Annotated in this window: 15 protein-coding genes; 6 read left to right on the top strand and 9 right to left on the bottom strand. The window is 65.2% G+C overall.

From position 1 onward, the window contains the following. Positions 1-36: 36 nt before the first annotated feature. From glgC to CGK74_RS06655, 4 genes are all read left to right on the top strand, one after another. A complete protein-coding gene (gene glgC, locus CGK74_RS06670; RefSeq protein ID WP_094267715.1) occupies positions 37-1,305 on the top strand; it encodes a glucose-1-phosphate adenylyltransferase in 1,269 nt (422 codons plus the stop codon). A 10-nt stretch (positions 1,306-1,315) separates the two neighbouring features. Further along, on the top strand, positions 1,316-2,776 hold the full coding sequence (glgA, locus tag CGK74_RS06665) for a glycogen synthase GlgA (protein ID WP_094267714.1): 1,461 nt from the start codon (positions 1,316-1,318) through the stop codon (positions 2,774-2,776). Positions 2,777-2,840: 64 nt separating this feature from the next. Beyond that, positions 2,841-5,303, top strand: coding sequence for a glycogen/starch/alpha-glucan phosphorylase (locus tag CGK74_RS06660; RefSeq protein ID WP_094267713.1), 2,463 nt, complete (start codon positions 2,841-2,843; stop codon positions 5,301-5,303). Between the two features lie 18 nt (positions 5,304-5,321). Continuing rightward, the gene (locus tag CGK74_RS06655) at positions 5,322-5,954 is read left to right on the top strand and encodes a YitT family protein (protein ID WP_206186201.1); all 633 of its coding nucleotides are present in this window, start codon (positions 5,322-5,324) and stop codon (positions 5,952-5,954) included. A gap of 50 nt (positions 5,955-6,004) precedes the next feature. Here CGK74_RS06655 and CGK74_RS06650 read toward each other — a convergent pair whose 3' ends face one another. The 3 genes from CGK74_RS06650 to guaB form a co-directional block, all read right to left on the bottom strand. Further along, positions 6,005-7,675: a sulfatase-like hydrolase/transferase gene (locus CGK74_RS06650; RefSeq protein ID WP_094267712.1), complete on the bottom strand. Its 1,671-nt coding sequence runs from the start codon at positions 7,673-7,675 to the stop codon at positions 6,005-6,007. A 219-nt stretch (positions 7,676-7,894) separates the two neighbouring features. Continuing rightward, entirely contained in the window at positions 7,895-9,460 is a 1,566-nt protein-coding gene (guaA, locus tag CGK74_RS06645) for a glutamine-hydrolyzing GMP synthase (protein WP_094267711.1), read from the bottom strand. Between the two features lie 73 nt (positions 9,461-9,533). Continuing rightward, entirely contained in the window at positions 9,534-10,997 is a 1,464-nt protein-coding gene (gene guaB, locus CGK74_RS06640; protein WP_094267710.1) for an IMP dehydrogenase, read from the bottom strand. A 79-nt stretch (positions 10,998-11,076) separates the two neighbouring features. Between guaB and CGK74_RS06635 the strand changes: the two genes are divergently transcribed. Then, complete coding sequence (locus CGK74_RS06635; RefSeq protein ID WP_094267709.1) at positions 11,077-11,580, top strand: DUF4124 domain-containing protein; 504 nt, start codon at positions 11,077-11,079, stop codon at positions 11,578-11,580. A 79-nt stretch (positions 11,581-11,659) separates the two neighbouring features. On the opposite strand, the gene CGK74_RS06630 is transcribed toward CGK74_RS06635, so the two are convergent. Beyond that, complete coding sequence (locus CGK74_RS06630) at positions 11,660-11,989, bottom strand: RnfH family protein (protein ID WP_094267708.1); 330 nt, start codon at positions 11,987-11,989, stop codon at positions 11,660-11,662. 2 nt (positions 11,990-11,991) lie between these two features. Beyond that, positions 11,992-12,429 (bottom strand): type II toxin-antitoxin system RatA family toxin, encoded by a 438-nt coding sequence (locus CGK74_RS06625; RefSeq protein WP_094267707.1) that lies wholly within the window; start codon positions 12,427-12,429, stop codon positions 11,992-11,994. 135 nt (positions 12,430-12,564) lie between these two features. On the opposite strand from CGK74_RS06625, the gene smpB reads away from it, so the two are divergent. Then, positions 12,565-13,011, top strand: coding sequence for an SsrA-binding protein SmpB (smpB, locus tag CGK74_RS06620; protein WP_094267706.1), 447 nt, complete (start codon positions 12,565-12,567; stop codon positions 13,009-13,011). 4 nt (positions 13,012-13,015) lie between these two features. Here smpB and CGK74_RS06615 read toward each other — a convergent pair whose 3' ends face one another. From CGK74_RS06615 to CGK74_RS06600, 4 genes are read right to left on the bottom strand one after another with little or no spacing between them, the layout of a single operon-like run. Continuing rightward, positions 13,016-14,605, bottom strand: coding sequence for a protein adenylyltransferase SelO (locus CGK74_RS06615; RefSeq protein ID WP_094267705.1), 1,590 nt, complete (start codon positions 14,603-14,605; stop codon positions 13,016-13,018). 5 nt (positions 14,606-14,610) lie between these two features. Further along, positions 14,611-16,035, bottom strand: coding sequence for an ABC transporter permease (locus tag CGK74_RS06610; protein ID WP_094267959.1), 1,425 nt, complete (start codon positions 16,033-16,035; stop codon positions 14,611-14,613). Between the two features lie 8 nt (positions 16,036-16,043). Then, entirely contained in the window at positions 16,044-17,021 is a 978-nt protein-coding gene (locus tag CGK74_RS06605) for an ABC transporter permease (protein ID WP_094267704.1), read from the bottom strand. After that, positions 17,021-19,216 (bottom strand): ABC transporter substrate-binding protein, encoded by a 2,196-nt coding sequence (locus CGK74_RS06600; RefSeq protein WP_094267703.1) that lies wholly within the window; start codon positions 19,214-19,216, stop codon positions 17,021-17,023. The genes CGK74_RS06605 and CGK74_RS06600 overlap by 1 nt, the downstream gene beginning before the upstream one ends. Between the last annotated feature and the right edge of the window lie 208 nt (positions 19,217-19,424).

The following is a 19,424-nucleotide window of genomic DNA, read 5'->3' as shown; positions in this document are numbered from 1 at the left end:
GCGGCGCAAGACGATCACATAACGAGGGAGCGAAACATGGACATCAACCGCAGTGCCGAATCACGCATGCTTGCGCGACGAACGCTGGCTCTTGTGCTGGCGGGCGGACGCGGCTCACGCCTGCGCGACCTGACCAACATGCGGGCGAAGCCGGCGGTCCATTTCGGCGGCAAGTTCCGCATCATCGACTTCGCCCTGTCCAACTGCATGAACTCGGGACTGCGGCGCATCGGCGTGATCACGCAGTACAAGTCGCACTCGCTGCTGCGCCACATCCAGCGCGGCTGGAGTTTCCTGCGCAACGAGATGCACGAGTTCGTGGACCTGCTGCCCGCCCAGCAACGGGTCGACGGGGAGCACTGGTACAGGGGCACCGCCGACGCGATCTACCAGAATCTCGACATCATCCGCAATTCGCGCCCGCAGGAGTACATCGTCATTCTTGCCGGCGACCACGTCTACAAGATGGACTACTCCATCATGCTGGCCGACCATGCGGCGAGCGGGCGAGGCGTCACCGTCGGCTGCATCGAGGTGCCGCGCTCCGAGGCGAGCGCCTTCGGCGTCATGGCGATCAATACGCAGCGCCACATCACCGCCTTCGTCGAGAAGCCGTGCGATCCACCGACCATGCCGGACAACCCGGACATGGCGCTGGCGAGCATGGGCATCTATGTGTTCACTGCCGATTACCTCTTCCGCCTGCTCGAGGAGGACGCCGGCAACCCGGATTCCAGCCACGATTTCGGCAAGGACATCATTCCGCGCGCCGTGTCCGAGGGCCAGGCGTTGGCCCATCCCTTCAACATGTCGGCGATCGCCACCCCGCCCTATTCGGGTCCCTACTGGCGCGACGTCGGCACGGTGGACGCCTACTGGGCGGCCAACCTCGACCTCGCTTCCACCACGCCGGCGTTGAACATGTACGATCGCGACTGGCCGATCTGGACCTACCAGGAGCAACTGCCGCCCGCGAAGTTCGTGCACGACGTCGACGGTCGCCGCGGCGAGGCGCTGAATTCGCTGGTATCGGGTGGCTGCATCGTGTCGGGCTCGGTCGTTCGCAACTCGGTATTGTTCTCGAACGTGCTGGTGCGCTCGTATTGCGACATCAGCGATGCGGTCGTCCTACCCGACGTGCAGATCAACCGCCATTGCCGGCTGAGCAAGGTCGTCATCGACCGCCGCTGCAAGCTGCCCGAGGGACTGGTGATCGGCGAGGACCCGGAACTGGACGCCAAGCGCTTCCACCGCACCGAGAACGGCGTGGTCCTGGTGACCCGGGACATGCTTGCCGCACTCTGAGGAGACCACGATGCGCATCCTGCAGGTCTGCGCCGAAATCTATCCCCTGCTGAAGACTGGTGGCCTCGCCGACGTGGCAGGCGCCCTGCCCGCTGCGCTGCGTGCCTGCGGTGCCGAGCCCCGCGTGCTGCTGCCGGGTTTCGCACCGATCCTGGCCGATCTGCAGGGCGCGGTCGAGCTGGCCCGGCTTGCCCCGCCCGCCGGCCTCGAAGCCGCCGATGCGCGCCTCTTGCGCGGCACGCTGCCCGCCTGCGGGGTCGACGCCTACGTGATCGACGCCCCCGCCTTCTACCTGCGGGCCGGCGGCCCCTACGCGGACGCGCAGCAGCACGCCTACCCCGACAACCATCGGCGTTTCGGCCTGCTCGGTTGGGCGGCGGGCCAGCTTGCCCAGGGGCTGGACGAGGGCTGGCGGCCACAGGTCGTCCACGCGCACGACTGGCACGCCGCACTGGCGCCGGCCTACCTGCGCGCAGCCCGGGACGCAGGGGGCCGCGGCCTGCCGGCGTCCGTCTACACGGTGCATAACCTTGCGTACCAGGGGCTGTTCGACAGCCACCATTACGCCGAACTCGGCCTGCCGGCGCCGTTCTTCAGCATGCACGGGCTCGAATTCCACGGCCGCATCAACTTCATGAAGGCCGGCCTGTACTTCGCTGACCGCATCACGACCGTCAGCCCGAGCTACGCACGCGAGATCCAGACCCCGGAGCAAGGCTGCGGGCTGGATGGTGTGCTCCGGCAGCGCGCGCACGACCTCACGGGCATCCTCAACGGCGTGGATGAGGCAGTGTGGGACGCGGCGCTCGACCCCTTGCTGCCGACGCATTTCTCGGCCGAGCGCCTCAAGGGCAAGGCGCGCTGCAAGTCGGCCCTGCAGCAGGAACTTGGCTTGGCCGAGATGCCGACCTCCCCCCTGTTCTGCGTGGTCAGCCGCCTGACCGAACAGAAGGGCCTGCATCTGGTGCTGCAGGCTCTGCCACCGTTGATCGCCCGCGGCGCGCAGTTCGCGCTGCTCGGCAGTGGCGACGCGGCGCTCGAAGCGGCCTTCCGCGCGGCGGCGGAAGCAGACCCGGCGAACGTCGCCGTGCGAATTGGCTATGATGAAGCCTTCGCCCACCGCCTGATCGCAGGCAGCGATGTCATCCTCGTTCCTTCGCGTTTCGAGCCCTGCGGGCTGACGCAACTCTACGGCCTCAAGTACGGCACACTGCCGCTGGTGCGCCGCGTCGGCGGGCTGGGCGACACGGTTTCGGACAGCCGTCTCGAGACGCTGGACGAGGATGCGACGGGCTTCGTCTTCGACGATTTTTCCACCGCGGGCCTGATTGGCGCCGCCCGGCGCGCATTTGCCCTGTACCGCCGCCCGGCGGACTGGAAGACCGTGCAGCAGCGCGGGATGCGCTACCCTTCGGGCTGGCGCGGTGCCGCGGAGCAGTACCTGGCCCTGTACCGCCAGGTCGCAACCTGATCGGTCGCCACCAGCCCGCCCACGCCTCAACCGCAACGACTGGAACACCATCTTGAACCCGCCCATGGACCTTTCCCAGTTCTCCCATCAGTACGACCACCTGTCGCGCGACATCGCGGCCTTCCGGCGGGCGATCTCGAACAAGCTGATGTATCAGGTGGGCAAGAACCCGGAATCCGCCCGGCCCGAGGACTGGCTCCATGCGGTGTCCTATGCGGTGCGCGACCATCTGGTCGAGCGCTGGATGAAGACGATCCGCGCGAGCTACGCGCAGGACGTCAAACGCGTCTATTACCTGTCAATGGAATTCCTCATCGGCCGCAGTTTCAGCAACGCCCTGCTCGCGCTCGACCTGATGCCCATGGTGCGTCAGGCGCTGACCGAGCTCGAGGTCGATCCGGACATCGTGATCGACCTCGAGCCGGATGCGGCGCTGGGCAATGGGGGGCTCGGACGGCTCGCAGCCTGTTTCCTCGATTCGATGGCGACGCTGGGCGTGCCCGGCTTCGGTTATGGGATCCGTTACGACTACGGCATGTTCCGCCAGCAGATCATCGAAGGACAACAGGTCGAGGTCCCCGACTACTGGCTGGCGCATGGCAACCCGTGGGAATTCCACCGCCCCGAGATCTGCTTCCGCGTGCGCTACGGCGGCCACCTGGAGCAGGAAGGCGACGTGGTCCGCTGGGTCGGCACCGACGACGTACTGGCGAACGCCTACGACACGATCATCCCGGGCTACGGCACCGAGGTGACCAACACGCTGCGCTTGTGGTCGGCGAAAGCCACTGAAGAAATCGACCTGTCGGCCTTCAACCAGGGCAACTACTTCGGCGCGGTCGAGAGCAAGAACCACTCGGAAAACGTCAGCCGCGTGCTGTATCCGGACGACTCCACGCTGTCGGGCCGCGAACTGCGACTGCGTCAGGAGTACTTCTTCGTCTCGGCCAGCCTGCAGGACATCCTGCGCCGCTATCTGGTGAACCACCGCGATTTCGAGGCCCTGCCGGACAAGGTCAGCATCCATCTCAACGACACCCACCCGGTGCTGGCCGTACCGGAACTCATGCGCCTGCTCGTCGACGAGCACGCCGTGCCGTGGAAGCAGGCGTGGGCTCTTTGCCGGCGTGTGTTCTCCTACACCAACCACACGTTGATGCACGAGGCGCTGGAGACCTGGCCGGTGGACATGCTCGGCCGCGTCCTGCCCCGCCACCTGCGCATGATCTTCGACATCAACGCCGATTTCCTCGCCGACCTCACCGCGGCACACGGGCACGATGTCGAGCTGATGCGGCGCGTGTCACTGATCGACGAGCATGGCGAGCGCCGGGTGCGCATGGCCTATCTCGCGGTCGTTGCGTCGCATTCGGTCAATGGCGTGTCGGTGCTGCATTCCGAGCTGATGAGGCAGTCGATCTTCGCCGACTTCGCCCGACTGTGGCCGGAGCGTTTCAATAACAAGACCAACGGCGTCACGCCCAGGCGCTGGCTCGCCCAGGCCAATCCAGGCCTCGCCGCCCTGCTCGACGCCCGCCTCGGTACCGGCTGGCGGCGCAATCTGCAGGAACTGGCTGCCTTGCGCGAGTATCAGCACGAGCACGACTTCCTCGACGCCTTCCGCGCGGCCAAGCGCGCGAACAAACAGCGTCTGGCGGACTACGTCAGCACGCGCCTCGGCATCGACATCGACCCCGCGGCGCTGTTCGACGTACAGGTCAAGCGCATGCACGAGTACAAGCGCCAGCTGCTCAACCTGCTGCACGTCATCGCGCGTTACCAGGCGATCCTCGCCAATCCGGATGCGGACTGGGTGCCGCGGGTGGTGATTTTCTCTGGCAAGGCCGCGTCCGCCTACGTGATGGCGAAGCTGGTGATCCGCCTCATCAACGATGTGGCGGCGGTGGTCAACGCCGATCCCCGGCTACGCGGCCGGCTCAAGGTCGTCTTCATCCCCAACTACAGCGTGAGCCTGGCCGAGCTGATCATTCCGGCAGCCGACCTGTCGGAACAGATCTCGACCGCGGGCACCGAGGCCTCGGGCACCGGCAACATGAAGCTCGCGCTGAACGGCGCCATCACGATCGGTACGCTCGACGGCGCCAACGTGGAGATCCGTGAGCAGGTCGGCGAGGACAACATCTTCATCTTCGGCCACACCACCGAAGAGGTCGCCGACATCCGCGCCCGTGGCTATCAACCGCGCAGCCATTACACGGCCAATCCGCAATTGGCGGCGGCCCTGGATGCGATCCGGGACGGCCTGTTCAGCCCGACCGAGCGCGGACGCTACCAGGCCGTGTTCGACGCGCTGATGAACTGGGGCGACCACTATCTGCTGCTGGCGGACTTCGCCAGCTATGTCGAGGCGCAGCAGCGCGCGGACGCACTGTTCCGACAACCCGGGGCCTGGACCCGATCCGCACTGCTGAATGTCGCCGGCATGGGCATCTTCTCGTCCGACCGCACGATCGACGAGTACGCGCGCGACATCTGGAAGACGACGCCCATCCAGCTCGACGCCTGACCGACCTGTTTGCTAACGATGCGCCCGCAACCCCAGATCCAGACCCCAAATCCGGCGGCGGTCCGCCATACGCCGTCCGAAGACCTGCAGGCCTTGTTCGTCGGCTGTCTCTTCGTAGCACTTTCGCTGTGCTTCTTCCGTGAAACCCGCCTGCTCACCGGCGGAATCACCGGTCTGTCCTTCCTCGTGCATTACCTCGGACATTGGCCGCTGGGTGCCGTGCTGTTCGTCATCAACCTGCCCTTCTATGTCTTCGCGTGGCTGGCGATGGGCAAGGTATTCACGCTGAAGTCCTTCGCCGCGGTCGGATTGCTTTCGCTGCTCGCGGAGTTCGTGCCGACACTGGTGCGTTTCGAGCAGGTCGATCCGGTCTTCTCCGCCGTCATCGCCGGGCTGCTCGCGGGCATCGGCATCCTGATCCTGATCCGCCACGGCGCCAGCCTCGGCGGCCTTGGCGTGATGGCGCTCTACCTGCAGAAGACGCGCGGATGGCGCGCCGGCACCGTGCAGATGATCGCCGACGTGCTGATCCTGGGCCTCGCGCTGCTGGTGCTGGCCCCGGACAAGGTGCTGCTGTCCGTGCTCAGTGCGGTTGCGCTGAACTTCGTGATCGCGGTGAATCACCGGCCGGACCGGTATTTCGGGTTCTGAACGAGGAGTGGTTTGGGCAGCAGGAGCACCAAAAACGGCGCTCCGCCCGCTCAGCTCTCGAACGAGGCCACGCTCACCGGAAGTTGCGGATTGGTCCAGCGGTAGGCGCCATCCAATACGTCGCGGCCCGGATCGTAGCCCTGCCAGCGAATGTCGAGGAGGTGCGCAAGCGTCCATCCGGTCCAGTCAACGCGGAAAGGACGGCGGGTTACATCCACCGGCAAGGTGCTGCGGACCTGGTTCTGCCAGACAATCGCCGGAATGCGAAAACCGGCAACGGTGTGCGAGCTGTGCCCCGCATGGTTGGCGTCATGTCCGACCTCTTGCCCGTGATCGGACAGATAGAGCCAGGCGCGGTAGTCGTCCGAGCCGGGCGCCTCTCGCAACAACTCCAGGGACTCAGCCAGAACCGTATCGTGATGCAGGAGCGCGGCGTCGTACTCGTCCCGCAGCATCTGCAGCCAGAACGGTCTTCCCTCCTGTTCGAGCTCGCGCTCGACCACGTCGAATCCATCGTCGAACGGATTGCCCCCCTTCGGATAGCGAAAGCTGTAGTGCGGATGCGCGCCCATCAGATGAACGATGATGAGTTTGCGCGGCTGCGGATCGGCAAGCGCGATCTGCAGTGGCTTCAGCGTGTCGATGTCGGCCGAACGGTTGGCGCGGCCACGCGTGCGGCTCAACCTCTCGATGCGGTCTGCGAAGGCGGCGTGTGACTGATCAATGGCGATGTCGTCGTGATTGCTGATCCAGGTGATGTGGTAGCCAGCAGCGCGGGCCAGGGCAAGCACGTGCATCGGTTCCGGCGCGCTGGGGGCGCCGAACCAGAACAGGTTCCGCAAGGATGCGAGGGTGCCGGCATCCACCGACCACGCATGCCTCAGAACCAGAAAGCTGTCGCCTAGCTCGTCGCGCAGTCGCTCGAGCCGCGGCGTGGTCGCCCGCGCGTAGCCATAAAGCCCGAGGTTGTCGCGATTGACGCTGTCCGAGATCACGACAACGACGGTCGACGGTCCCTCCGACAGGAGCGTGGGTCGGAGGCTCTCCGCGCGCTCAAACGTACGGAGCCGGAGTTCGTCCTGATCCGCCCATTCGTTACGCAGTTCCTGCACTGAAGCCAGCCAGTCGGGCCAGAAGATCAGCGGATGCAGCCGCCGCCATGGCTTGAGCGCATAGGCAATTGCACCGATGAAAAGAACCGCACAGAGCAGCAGGACCGACCATCGGCGCAGGCGGGGCCTCGTCGCTTCAATCGCGCGCGGCTCCTCTGTCCGAACGGGGACGACAATCGTGCGCCGAAGCACCCAGGCCAGAGCAAGACAGCCCGCCAGCAGGACTGCGGCCCACGGCAGCATCGCTGGCCAGTACATCGAAAGATATTCGATGCTCTCGCCCGCGCCCGTATTGGCGACTGCGCTCAGCACGAGCGCACTGTCGGCTGAAGCCTGGTAGGTGCGCGTGAGATAGGCCCTGACAGCGCCGTCGACCATGAAGATCCCGGCCCACAACCCGACGAACAGTGCGCGCAGCCGGCGCATGCGCTGTGCCTCGATACGCCATAGCAGGAGGCACATTGGCGGCAGTGCCAACACCATTATCTGGGTGAGGCGGCGCAAGTCATGCGCGGGGATCAGCGTGCAGAGGACGATGGTGAACACCATCGCGAAAGCAAGCAGATCAGAGGAGCGAAACGGTGATTGGCGATCGCGGATTGCGCGCATGATCTTGTCGATTGTCGGGGCTGGGGAAAGGATCTTTTTGGTGTATGGACGACACGATTCCGGCGCCTATTGACAGGAAGTCCTGTCTGTCCGTTCCCGAGCTCTCCGCCCCTGAGTGCGATGGACGCAAAAAAATCGCTGCCCGGCGCCGATGAAGGCGCACAGAGCAGCGATTCGTGGATTGAAGCGACGACGGTGATCAAATGACCCGGGTGAAGATCACTCCCACTCGATCGTTGCGGGCGGCTTGCCCGAGATGTCGTACACCACGCGGTTGATGCCGCGGACCTCGTTGATGATGCGGTTGCTGACCTTACCGAGCAGACTGTGCGGCAGCTCGGCCCAGTGCGCGGTCATGAAGTCCTGGGTCTGCACCGCACGCAGCGCCACCACGTACTCGTAGGTGCGGCCGTCGCCCATCACGCCCACGCTCTTGACCGGCAGGAAGACGGCGAAGGCCTGGCTGGTCTTGTCGTACCAGTCCGCGGCGCGCAGTTCATCAATGAAGATCGCGTCGGCACGGCGCAGCAGGTCAGCGAAATCCTGCCGGACCTCGCCGAGGATGCGCACGCCCAGGCCCGGGCCCGGGAAGGGGTGGCGATACACCATGTCGTGCGGCAGGCCCAGCGCAACGCCGAGTTCGCGCACCTCGTCCTTGAACAGGTCGCGCAGCGGCTCAAGCAACTTCAGGCCCAGCGTCTCGGGCAGGCCGCCGACGTTGTGGTGGCTCTTGATGGTGTGCGCCTTCTTGCTCTTGGCGCCGCCGGACTCGATTACGTCCGGGTAGATCGTGCCCTGGGCCAGCCACTTCGCGTTCGGCAGCTTCTTCGCCTCGGCCTGGAAGACCTCGACGAACTCGCGGCCGATGATCTTGCGCTTCTGCTCGGGGTCGGTGACCCCCTTGAGGTGGCCCATGAACTGCTCGGTCGCGTCGACATGAACGACCTTGGCGTGCAGGCGGCCGGCGAACATCTCCATCACCAGCTTGCCCTCATTCAAGCGCAGCAGACCGTGGTCGACGAACACGCAGGTGAGCTGGTCGCCGATTGCGCGATGAATCAGCGCCGCCGCCACCGAGGAATCTACGCCGCCCGACAGACCGAGGATGACCTCCTCGTCGCCGACCTGCTCGCGGATCTTCTGCACCGCCTCCTCGATATAGTCGGGCATGTTCCAGTCATGGCCACAGCCGCAGATATCGTGCACGAAGCGCGCGATCATCTCCTTGCCCTTGATCGTGTGCGTGACCTCGGGATGAAACTGCACGCCGTAGAAACCACGCGCCTCGTCCGCCATGGCGGCGATAGGGGTGGATTCGTTGCTGCCGATGACCTTGAAGCCCGGCGGCAGCTCGGTAACCTTGTCGCCGTGGCTCATCCAGACGTCGAGCAGCCCGTGGCCCTCGGCGTTGGTCCGGTCCTCGATGCCGGTGAACAGCTTCGAATGACCGCGCGCACGCATCTCGGCATAGCCGAACTCGCGCTTGGCGGAACTCTCGACCTTGCCGCCAAGCTGGCTGGCCATGGTCTGCATGCCGTAGCAGATGCCCAGCACCGGCACGCCGAGCTCGAACACCGCCTGCGGTGCCCGCCAGTCTTCCGCTTCATAGACCGAGTTCGGGCCGCCGGACAGGATCACGCCCTGCGCACCGAAGCTTCGGACGAACTCGTCCGACACGTCGAAGGGATGCAGTTCGCAGTAGACCTGCTGCTCACGCACGCGGCGCGCGATCAGCTGGGAGACCTGGGAACCGAAGTCGAGGATGAGAATTTTCTGATGAGCCATGGCGCGAGTGTCTCGAGCGTCAAAAAAAGGAAAGGCGGCTTCTCAGCCGCCTGCGGATGCCGGAACGGTTCGATCAGCTGATCTGGTAGTTCGGCGCTTCCTTGGTGATCTGCACGTCGTGGACGTGCGATTCACGCATGCCGGCCGAACTGATCTGAACGAACTCGGCTCGTTCGTGCATCGTCGGAATGTCGGGGCATCCGAGGTATCCCATCGAGGCACGCAGGCCGCCGATCAGCTGGTGGATGACCGCGCCGACCGAGCCCTTGTAGGGTACGCGGCCTTCGATACCTTCCGGTACGAGCTTGTCGATGTTGCCGGTGTTCTCGTCCTGGAAGTAACGGTCCGCCGCGCCTTTCTCCATGGCACCAAGCGAACCCATGCCACGGTAGGACTTGTAAGAACGGCCCTGGAACAGCACCGTTTCGCCAGGCGCCTCTTCGGTGCCTGCGAACAGCCCGCCCAGCATCACGACGTTGGCACCGGCAGCGATCGCCTTGGCGATGTCGCCCGAGAAACGGATACCGCCGTCGGCGATCATCGGCACGCCTGATCCGGCCAGGGCGTTGGCGACGTTGTCGATCGCGGAGATCTGCGGCACGCCAACACCGGCGACGATACGTGTGGTGCAGATCGAACCGGGGCCGATGCCGACCTTGACGCCGTCGGCACCGGCGTCGACCAGTGCGCGCGCTGCGTCGGCGGTGGCGATGTTGCCGCCGACCACTTCGATCTGCGGGAAGTTCTTCTTGACCCAGTTGACGCGGTCGAGCACACCCTGCGAGTGACCGTGGGCGGTGTCCACCACGATCATGTCCACGCCGGCTTCCGCCAGACGCTCGGCACGTTCCTCGGTGCCGGCACCAACGCCGATCGCAGCCGCGACACGCAAGCGGCCCTGCTCGTCCTTGGCGGCAAACGGGTGCTCGGTGGACTTCATCATGTCCTTGACCGTGATGAGGCCGGACAGCTCGCCCGATTCGTTGAGCACCAGCACCCGCTCGAGACGATGCACGCGCAGCAGTTCGCGCGCCTCGTCCAGGCTGGCGCCTTCGCGCACCGTGACCAGGCGATCCTGCGGGGTCATGATCTCGGACACCAGTTGATCGAGATTGGTCTCGAAACGCGTGTCGCGGTTCGTGACGATACCGACGACCTTGCCCCCGTCGACCACCGGCACGCCCGAGAAGCGGTGCTGGCGCTGCAGCGCGATGACCTGACCGACGGTCATCGTCGGCGGAATCGTGATCGGGTCCTTGAGAATGCCCGACTCGTGGCGCTTGACCTTATGCACTTCGGCAGCCTGCTCGGCAGGCGACAGGTTCTTGTGCACCACGCCGATGCCGCCTTCCTGCGCCAGGGCGATGGCAAGACGGCTTTCGGTGACGGTGTCCATTGCAGCGGACACGAGCGGGATATTCAGACGGATGCGCCGGGTGACCTGGCTCTGCAGGCTCACATCGCGCGGGAGGACCGTGGAGTGGGCGGGAACAAGAAGGACGTCATCGAACGTCAGCGCCTTCTGAATCACTCGCATGGCTTTTATCCTTTCGACCAAATCCGTATTATACAGACGCCTTCCGCGCCGTGTAAGCGGTGCCTTTCGGAGACCCCCGATGATTCGCCCTGCAGTCCTGCTTCTTGCCCTGCTTACGGCCCTGCCGGTTGCTGCCCAGATCTACAGCTGGAAGGACAAGGACGGGAAAACGCATTACTCCGACATACCGCCGCCGAGCGGCCCGGTCAAGACGCTGCGTGGGACTCCCGTGGCGGCACCGGTCGCGGCCCCGAGCGGCGAACAGGGCGAAGCGGAGGCCGCTGGGGGCCAGCCGGCCGCCGACGAAGGCAAACCCAAGACACTCGCCGAGCGCGAGGAAGAGTTCCGAAAGCGCCGTGCGGCGGAGGCCGAAGCTCAGGCCAAGGCGCAAGAGGAGCAGCAGCGGGAGGCGGATCGCCAACGCTTCTGTGAAGATGCGCGCAATCAACTGGCGGCGCTCAGTTCGGGGCAACGCATGGCGCGGATGAACGCCGCGGGCGAGCGCGAGTTCGTCAGCGACGAGGCGCGTGCCGCCGACATCGAGCGCCTGCAGCGCCAGATCGACGAGAACTGCTTGAACTGATCGTCAGCGATGCACCGACGGGCGGCCCCGCCTCAAACGCGAGGGCCCGCCTGCAGCGACCGACCCAGGCAGCAGACTCTCAGGCAGCCGACTCTTCAGCCGGCCCTCCGCCCTTCTTCATGACCTTGCCCTCGTCAGCGCGCTTCTTGCGGACGGCCTTCGGGTCGGCAATCAGCGGCCGATAAATCTCCACCCGGTCACGATCGCGCAGCGTCGCGTCGCCCTTGGTGAGCTTGGCGAAGATGCCGAGCTTGTTGCGCCCATCCAGTTCGATGTCAGGATACTTCTGTAGCAGGCCCGAAGCCTCGATCGCCTGACGGACGGTCGCTCCCTCCGGCAAGCTCACCTGCACAAGCTCCTGACGCTGCGGCAGCGCATAGACTACTTCCACCCTGATCGACTCAGCCATCTTCAGCCCTTTGCGTAGACCTGCCCGGCACGCTTCACGAAGGAATCGACGAAGGTGTTGGCGATGTGATTGAACACCGGCCCCAGCACCTTCTCCAGCAACTTGCTCGAAAACTGGTAGTGCAGGCTGAACTCGACCTTGCATGCCGTTTCGCCAAGCGCGGTGAACAGCCAGTGACCATCCAGATGCGTGAACGGCCCGTCGGTCAGTCGCAGCTTCATCTCGTTGGGCCGGCGCTTTTCGTTCTCGGTGCTGAAGTGCGCCTTGATGCCGTGGTAGTTGATGTGGATCGTGGCCGCGGTGACCGTGTCGGTACGCGTATGAACCTCGCTGCCGCCGCACCACGGCAGGAACTGGGGGTAGTCCTCGCAGCGATCGACCAACTCGAACATCTGCTCGGGGGTGAACTCGATCAGAACCAGCTTTTTGACGTCGGCCATGAAAAAAACGGAGGCGGTGCGCGACCCGGAACGACGCCGGTGCCGTGCTGTTAAAATGCGCGATTCTACCGCATGCGGGCACCCCCGTTTGCCGCGCGGCGACCTCGCCCTGCAGCGCCGAAGGATCTTCAAGACATGAGCATCATCGAAAACCGCAAAGCCCTCCACGACTTCTTCATCGAGGAAAAGCACGAAGCCGGCATGGTCCTCGAGGGCTGGGAGGTGAAGGCGATCCGGGCCGGGCGCGCGAACATCAAGGAATCCTACGTGATCATCCGCAACGAGGAGATCTTCCTCTTCGGCATGCACATCACGCCGCTCACCACCGCATCCAGTCACGTCCGCCATGATCCTGTGCGCACGCGCAAGCTGTTGTTGCACAAGAAGGAAATCGCCCGCCTGATCGGCAAGGTGGAACGCGCCGGCTACACTCTGGTTCCGCTCGACCTGCATTTCGTGAAGGGCCGGATCAAGCTCGAGATCGGCCTCGCCAAGGGCAAGAAGCTGCACGACAAGCGCGAGGACGAGAAGAAGAAGGACTGGGAGCGCGAGAAGCAGCGCCTGATGCGCGTGAAGGTATGAGCGCTCAGGAACTGCAGGACAGCATCGAACAGCCCGCCTTGTGGCGGGCCCAGTCCGGCCTCCGCGCGGCGTAGGCTTCGCGTCCGCCCTGTTCGACGTAGGGCTTGCGCAGCACCTCGAGCAGTTCGCTCACGCCCGTTGGGTCGCCCTGCTCCGCCCGATCGATCGCCTGTTGCGCCAGGTAGTTGCGGGGCACGTAGAGCGGATTCACCGCATTCATGCGTTCACGCCGCACAGGATCGGGGCCCCCGTCCTGCCGAATACGCGCGGCGTAGTCCTTCAGCCAGGCTTCAAACCCGGAGGACACATCGCGACGACGGGCTTCATCATAGAAGGCGGCGTCGAAATGCGAGATCGTCGGCCGCGCCGGATCGAGATCCGCGAGCCGACGAAAGAAGAGCGTCATGTCCACCTCGCCCGCTTGCATCAGCGTGTGCAGCTTCGCCACCAGCGCAGCATCACTTCCTTCCTCGTCCTCACCACCCGCGCGCCACGTCTCCAGACCCAGCTTCTGCTGCATCATGCGCCGATCCTCGGCCTCGAAGACCTCGGCGTACGCCGCCAGCGCCCGCTCAAGCGGCTCGACCTGCTGAATCACCGGATAGATGGCGTTGGCCAGTTGCCACAGGTTCCACTGCGCGATACGCGCCTGATGCCCGAAGCGGTAGCGGCGCCCGCCGGCATCGGTCGTGTTGGGCGTCCACTCGGGGTCGAAGTTGTCGACCCAGCCGTAGGGGCCATAGTCGATCGTGAGACCGAGGATGGACATGTTGTCGGTGTTCATGACGCCATGCACGAAACCCACCCGCATCCAGTGCGCGATCAGCACGGCGGTACGCCGACACACCTCCTCGAACCATTTCACCCGTCGCTGCGCGGGATCGGGCTCGGCCGCGACCAGCTCCGGGAAGTCGCGGTCGATCGTGAAGTCGATCAGCTGCTGCAGCAGTGGCTCCTCGCCACGCGAGGCGAAGATCTCGAAGTTGCCGAAGCGGATGAAGGACGGCGCCACGCGGCACACGATAGCACCCGGCTCGGGCCGCGCATTGCCGTCGTAGAACATGTCGCGGACCACCTGCTCGCCCGTGGCCACCAGGCTCAACGCACGCGTGGTCGGCACGCCCAGATGGTGCATGGCCTCACTGCAGACAAACTCGCGGATCGACGAGCGCAGCACCGCGCGCCCATCGGCGCGGCGCGAATACGGCGTCGGCCCGGCGCCCTTCAACTGCAGCTCCCAGCGCTGGCCTTGCGGGTTGATCGTCTCGCCGAGCGTGATCGCCCGCCCATCGCCGAGCTGCCCCGCCCAGGAGCCGAACTGGTGGCCGCCGTAGCAGGCGGCGTAAGGCGCCATGCCGGGGAGCAGCGCATTGCCGCCAAAGACCTCGGCAAATCGCCGATCACGCAGGTCGGTCTCGTCGAGCCCGAGCAAGTCCGCCACCTCGCGCGACCACGCCAGCAGCTTCGGCGCCCTCACCGGCGTCGGCTCGACACGCGAATAGCACGCGCCGTGCACCTGACGCACATGCCGCCCGTCCTCGGGATCTCCGGGCAGCTCGCGCACGAAACGGTTATCGAATCGAAGGTCTCTCATGGGGTCTATCTTCTGGGATCGAACGCGTCGCGCACTACGTCCGCGAACAGATTGGCGGCGAGCACCAGCACGAACATGAATGCGAACGCTGCCGCCAACGACCACCAGACCATCGGTTCCCGCGCAAGTTCGGCGCGCGCCATGTTGATCATCGTGCCGAAGCTGATCGTGGTCGGGTCCACACCGATGCCGACGTAGGACAACACCGCCTCGGCCAGCACCAGGCCGGAAAAGTCCATCACCAGCGCGATCATCACGATGTGCATCACGTTGGGCAGGATGTGGCGACGCAGGATCGCAGGCGTCCTCACGCCGAAGGCACGCGCCGCCTGAACGTACTCCAGTTCGCGCAGCTTCAGCGTTTCACCGCGCAGCAGCCGCGCGAGCCCCGTCCAGCTCGTGATGCCGAGGATGAAACACAGCGCCAGCAGACGCGCATCCGAGCGCTCGGCAGCAGTGTCGAACCACTGCGGATGGGTATCGATCACTACCTGCATCATCAGTACCGCAGCCGCGATCAGCAGGACGCCGGGAATCGCATTCAGCACGGTGTAGAGGTACTGCACGGCGTCATCCACCCAGCCGCCGAGATAGCCCGCGGCAATGCCCAGCGCGATGGCGAACGGCATCATCACCAGGGTCGTGATCGTGCCGATGACGAGCGCGGTGCGAACACTCTTCAGCGCCAGGTAGAGCACATCCTGCCCAACCTTGTCGGTGCCGAGCACGTGGTAGAGCGGCGCAAGCTCGATGCAGATGGCGACGATCACCAAGATGATGCCAAGCGTGACGAGCGCCGCCCGCCAGGCCAGCACCGTACGTCCGGCCAGCATTGCCGCTGCAATCTCGCCCCAGCCCAGACCGCTGCCGCGCCAGACGAGCGTGGCGAGCACGACAAAGGCCGCAAGCCAGGCGAGCACGGCCTGTCCGACGCTGGCGAGCGCGCGGCGCGCCACGTCGGCGCCCTTCTCCGCAACCGGGTCGCCAAGATGGGAGGCGCCGTGCAAGAGGCGCGGATAGCCTCTTACCTGCCCACCCTCGGGCAGTTCCATCGTCTCGCGCTGGTAGAGCTGCCAGGCGAAGGGGGCGGAATAGGTCTTCTCCGTCTGAAGCCGCAGCGGCTCAAGCGCTGCATCGAGCACTGACAGGACTTCGGTCGAGTATCGCGGCTGTCCCTGGTCCGCCACGCTCCCCGAAGGCGCCTCGACCGGGGGCAACAAGGGCCGGTAGTGCAGACTGTCGAGCACGCCGACAGCGACGAAGGCGAGCAGGATCGTCGCAGCCGCCATGCCTGTCGGACGCCGGCCAACCTTGCGCCAGGCCTCGCGCAAGGGCTCGTTGGCGCGCACGTAGAACACCGCCGCCAGCGCCGTCGCAAGCAGCGCGAACAGCAGCAGGTCGGTCCACAACAGCACCGGCTGGAAACCCATCGGCGCGCTCATTCCAGCCTCACCCGCGGGTCAACCAGCGTGTAGGAGATGTCGGTCAGGATCAGGCCGATGATGTAGAGGAGCGAACCAATGAAGACCATCGCCCGCACGACGGAAAAATCCTGCGCATTGATCGCGTCGATCGTGTAGCTGCCGAGCCCCGGAATGGCGAAGAAGGACTCGACCAGCAGGCTGCCCATGAAGAGCAGCGGGATCACCACCACCACCCCGGTCAGGATCGGGATCAGCGCGTTGCGCAGCACGTGGCGGAACAGCACCGCAAGCTCGGACAGTCCCTTGGCGCGTGCGGTGCGCACGTAGTCCTTCGAGATCTCCTCGAGGAAGATGGTGCGATACCAGCGCGCGCTCGAACCGATGCCGGCGACCACGCTGATCAGCACCGGCAACATCAGGAAGCGTGTTGCATCCAGGCCCGGCGCGTAGCCCGAGATCGGCACCAGCGCCCACATCTTGGAGACCAGCCACTGCCCGCCGATGATGTAGAACAGGCTTGATATCGACATCATCGCCACGCACAGCACCACGCCCCAGAAGTCGAGGTACGTGGCGCGGAAGAACACCAGCAGCAGCGCGAAGCTTATCGAGACGAACAGGCTGAGGATGAAGGTCGGCAGCGCAATGGCAAGGGACGGCCCCATTCGGTCGCGGATCTCCTGGCCGATGTCGCGGCCGTCGTCGGCGCGGCCGAACTCGAGCGCGAACATGCGCAGCGACTTGTCGAAGAAGATGGTGTCGGTGAATCGCGCACCGCCTTCGGCCGCGGTATTGACGAACATCGGCTTGTCGTAGCCGCGCTCGGCCTTCCAGCGCTCGATCGCCTCGGGGGTGGCACGCTTGACGCCAATCTGCATGCGCGCCATGTCGTCGGGTGAGTTGACGACGAAGAACAGCACGAAAGTCAGCAGGTTCACGCCGATCAGGATCGGGATCGCGTACAGCGCGCGGCGAACGAGATACGCCAGCATCAGCGCCCGCCCCCGGCATTGCCCGGCGTCGCCGTGGCGACTTCGCGCCGGCGCCAATGAACAATCGCCGGCGCCACCAAGGCCGTCAGGAGGAGCGCGACGAGTGCGATCGGCCACAGCACGGGCTCGTTCCAGGCCGCACGTGCGGCGCTGCGGCGCTCGACGTCAATGCGCTGGTACTTCATGTTGTTGCGGACCATCGAGCCCGGCTTGCGGTTCAGCACCCAGCCGTGCTGCAGCGAATAGGCCTTGGGGTGGAAGGCGAAGATCCAAGGCGCATCCTGCTGCAGGATCGCCACCATGCGGTCGATGATTTCCTGGCGCGCGACACCATCGGGCATGGCTTTCATCTTCTCGAACAGCGCGTCGTACTCCGGGTTCTCGTAGTTGGCGGCGTTCTGGCCGTTGAACTTCACCTTGCCCTGCGGACCGTGCAGCAGGAACAACAGGTTCTCCGGATCCGGATAGTCCGCGTTCCAGCCGAAGAAGAAGAGCTGGGCGTTGCCCTTCCGGACCTTGTCCTGGAAACGGTTGAAGTCCGTCGGGCGCACGACGAACTGCACGCCCAGTTCGCGGAACTGCTTCGCCAACCAGTCCGAGCGCGCCTTGTCGCCAAGCCCGCCCGGGGTGGTGTCGAGGTTGATGATGAGCGGCTCGCCCGTCTGTGCATGACGCCCGTTCGGCCAGCCGGCCTCGGCCAGCAGACGGCGAGCCTCGTCGACCTTTCGCCGCACCGCTCGGCCGTCCGCCTCGCCACCACGCCATTCATAGACGACGGGATTGATGCCGTCCCGCCCTTCGCGCGCACCGAAGATGCCGGGCGGAATGGGGCTCATGCCCGGCAATCCGCGCCCGTTCAGGAAGATCGAGACGAACTCCTCCATGTCCAGCGCAACGGAGATGGCCTGTCGCAGCTTGCGCGCGCGCTCCTTCTCCGCCCTGGATTGGCCGCCCCCCACCAGCGGATCAAGCATGTTGAAGCCGAGGTAGAAGATCGACGGCGAGACCGAGGTCAGCAAGCGGATGCCCTTCGCCTCCATGTCCTCGGACAGTGAAACCTCGCCCTGGCTGGTCAGCGTCACGGCCTGGTCGAAGTTGTCCGAGGACACGCCGGAAGCGTCGTAATAGCCCTGCAGGAACTTGTTCCAGTAAGGGATCCCCTCGCGCTCGCGCGAAAACACCACGCGGTCGATGAAGGGCATGGTCCTGCCACAATCATCCAGCCGTCCGGCACCTTCATCCCCCGCTTCGCCCTCGCACGGGTAGGCTTCGCCACGAAAATTGGGGTTGCGCGCGAGCACCATGCGCGAATTCGGATTGTTCTCAACCAGCATGTAGGGCCCGGTCCCGATCGGCCACCAATCCAGCGTCAGGTTGCGCTCGGCCATGCCCGGCTGCCCGAAGAAGCGATCGGCCTCAGGCGGGACGGGGCTGAAGAATGGCATCGACAGCCAGTACAGGAACTGGGGATACGTGCCTTTCAGCGTAATGCGGTAACTGTGGCGATCGATGATCTCGACGCCGGGCAACTCGAAGGCCTCCAGGTCGAGGAACGCATTGCCGTCCACACCGACGCGCGCCTGGGCCGCCAGCAGTTCGCCCTGCAGCGCCTTCAGGCCCGGCAGGTACTCCGCCATCAGCTCGAAGATCGGCGAGTGCAGGCGCGGATGCGCGAGCCGCTTGATCTGGTGCACATAGTCCGCCGCCACGAGTTCCCGCGCATCTGCATGCGCGAAGTCCCCGATGCCCCGCACGTCGCGCAGGTCGTCGGGTGAGAGTGGCACGTAACGCGGAGTGCCGTCTTCCTTGCGGGCGAAGGCCGGATGTGGCTGATAGAGGATGCCGGGCTTGATGCGGATCTCGACAACGGTCTTGTCCACACGGGACGCGTCCGCCGACTCGGGCAACTCGCGCCCGCTGCGGTCGTAGCGGCGCAGTCTCGGCAACGCCACTGCCGTGGCGGGTTCGAGAACGTAGGGCCGTTTCAGGTAGTGGTACTGCAGCGGCGGCTCGACGATCTGGTAGAGGAAGCTCGCCTCATCCTCGCTGTAGGACTGGACCGGGTCCAGGTGTTTTGGCCGTTCGGTGAACGCGGTGTAAAAGATGTTCTGCCCGCGCTCGGCCGCCGGATAGGGGTCGTTCAGGCCGGATGAGCATCCCGCCAGCCATAGCGTCGTCAGGACCGCCCCGGCCATGGAGACATGTCGCGACAGTCGACGCAACGATGCGCGGCAGGAAGACGGGAAACGGTGCACAGGCAAGTGGACAGATCAAGGACAGCCCCGATTCTGGCAGGTTTTCCCCCACCTCGCAGCGTCTGTCGACACTCCTGCGACGACGCGAATCGCTGGCTGTCAGGCCGTGCTCGCCGTCATCGAACCCCCTCACAGGCTTGACTGCCGA

The organism is Thauera propionica (assembly GCF_002245655.1).
GTDB lineage: Bacteria > Pseudomonadota > Gammaproteobacteria > Burkholderiales > Rhodocyclaceae > Thauera > Thauera propionica.
This window is presented reverse-complemented; position numbering and strand designations above follow the sequence as displayed.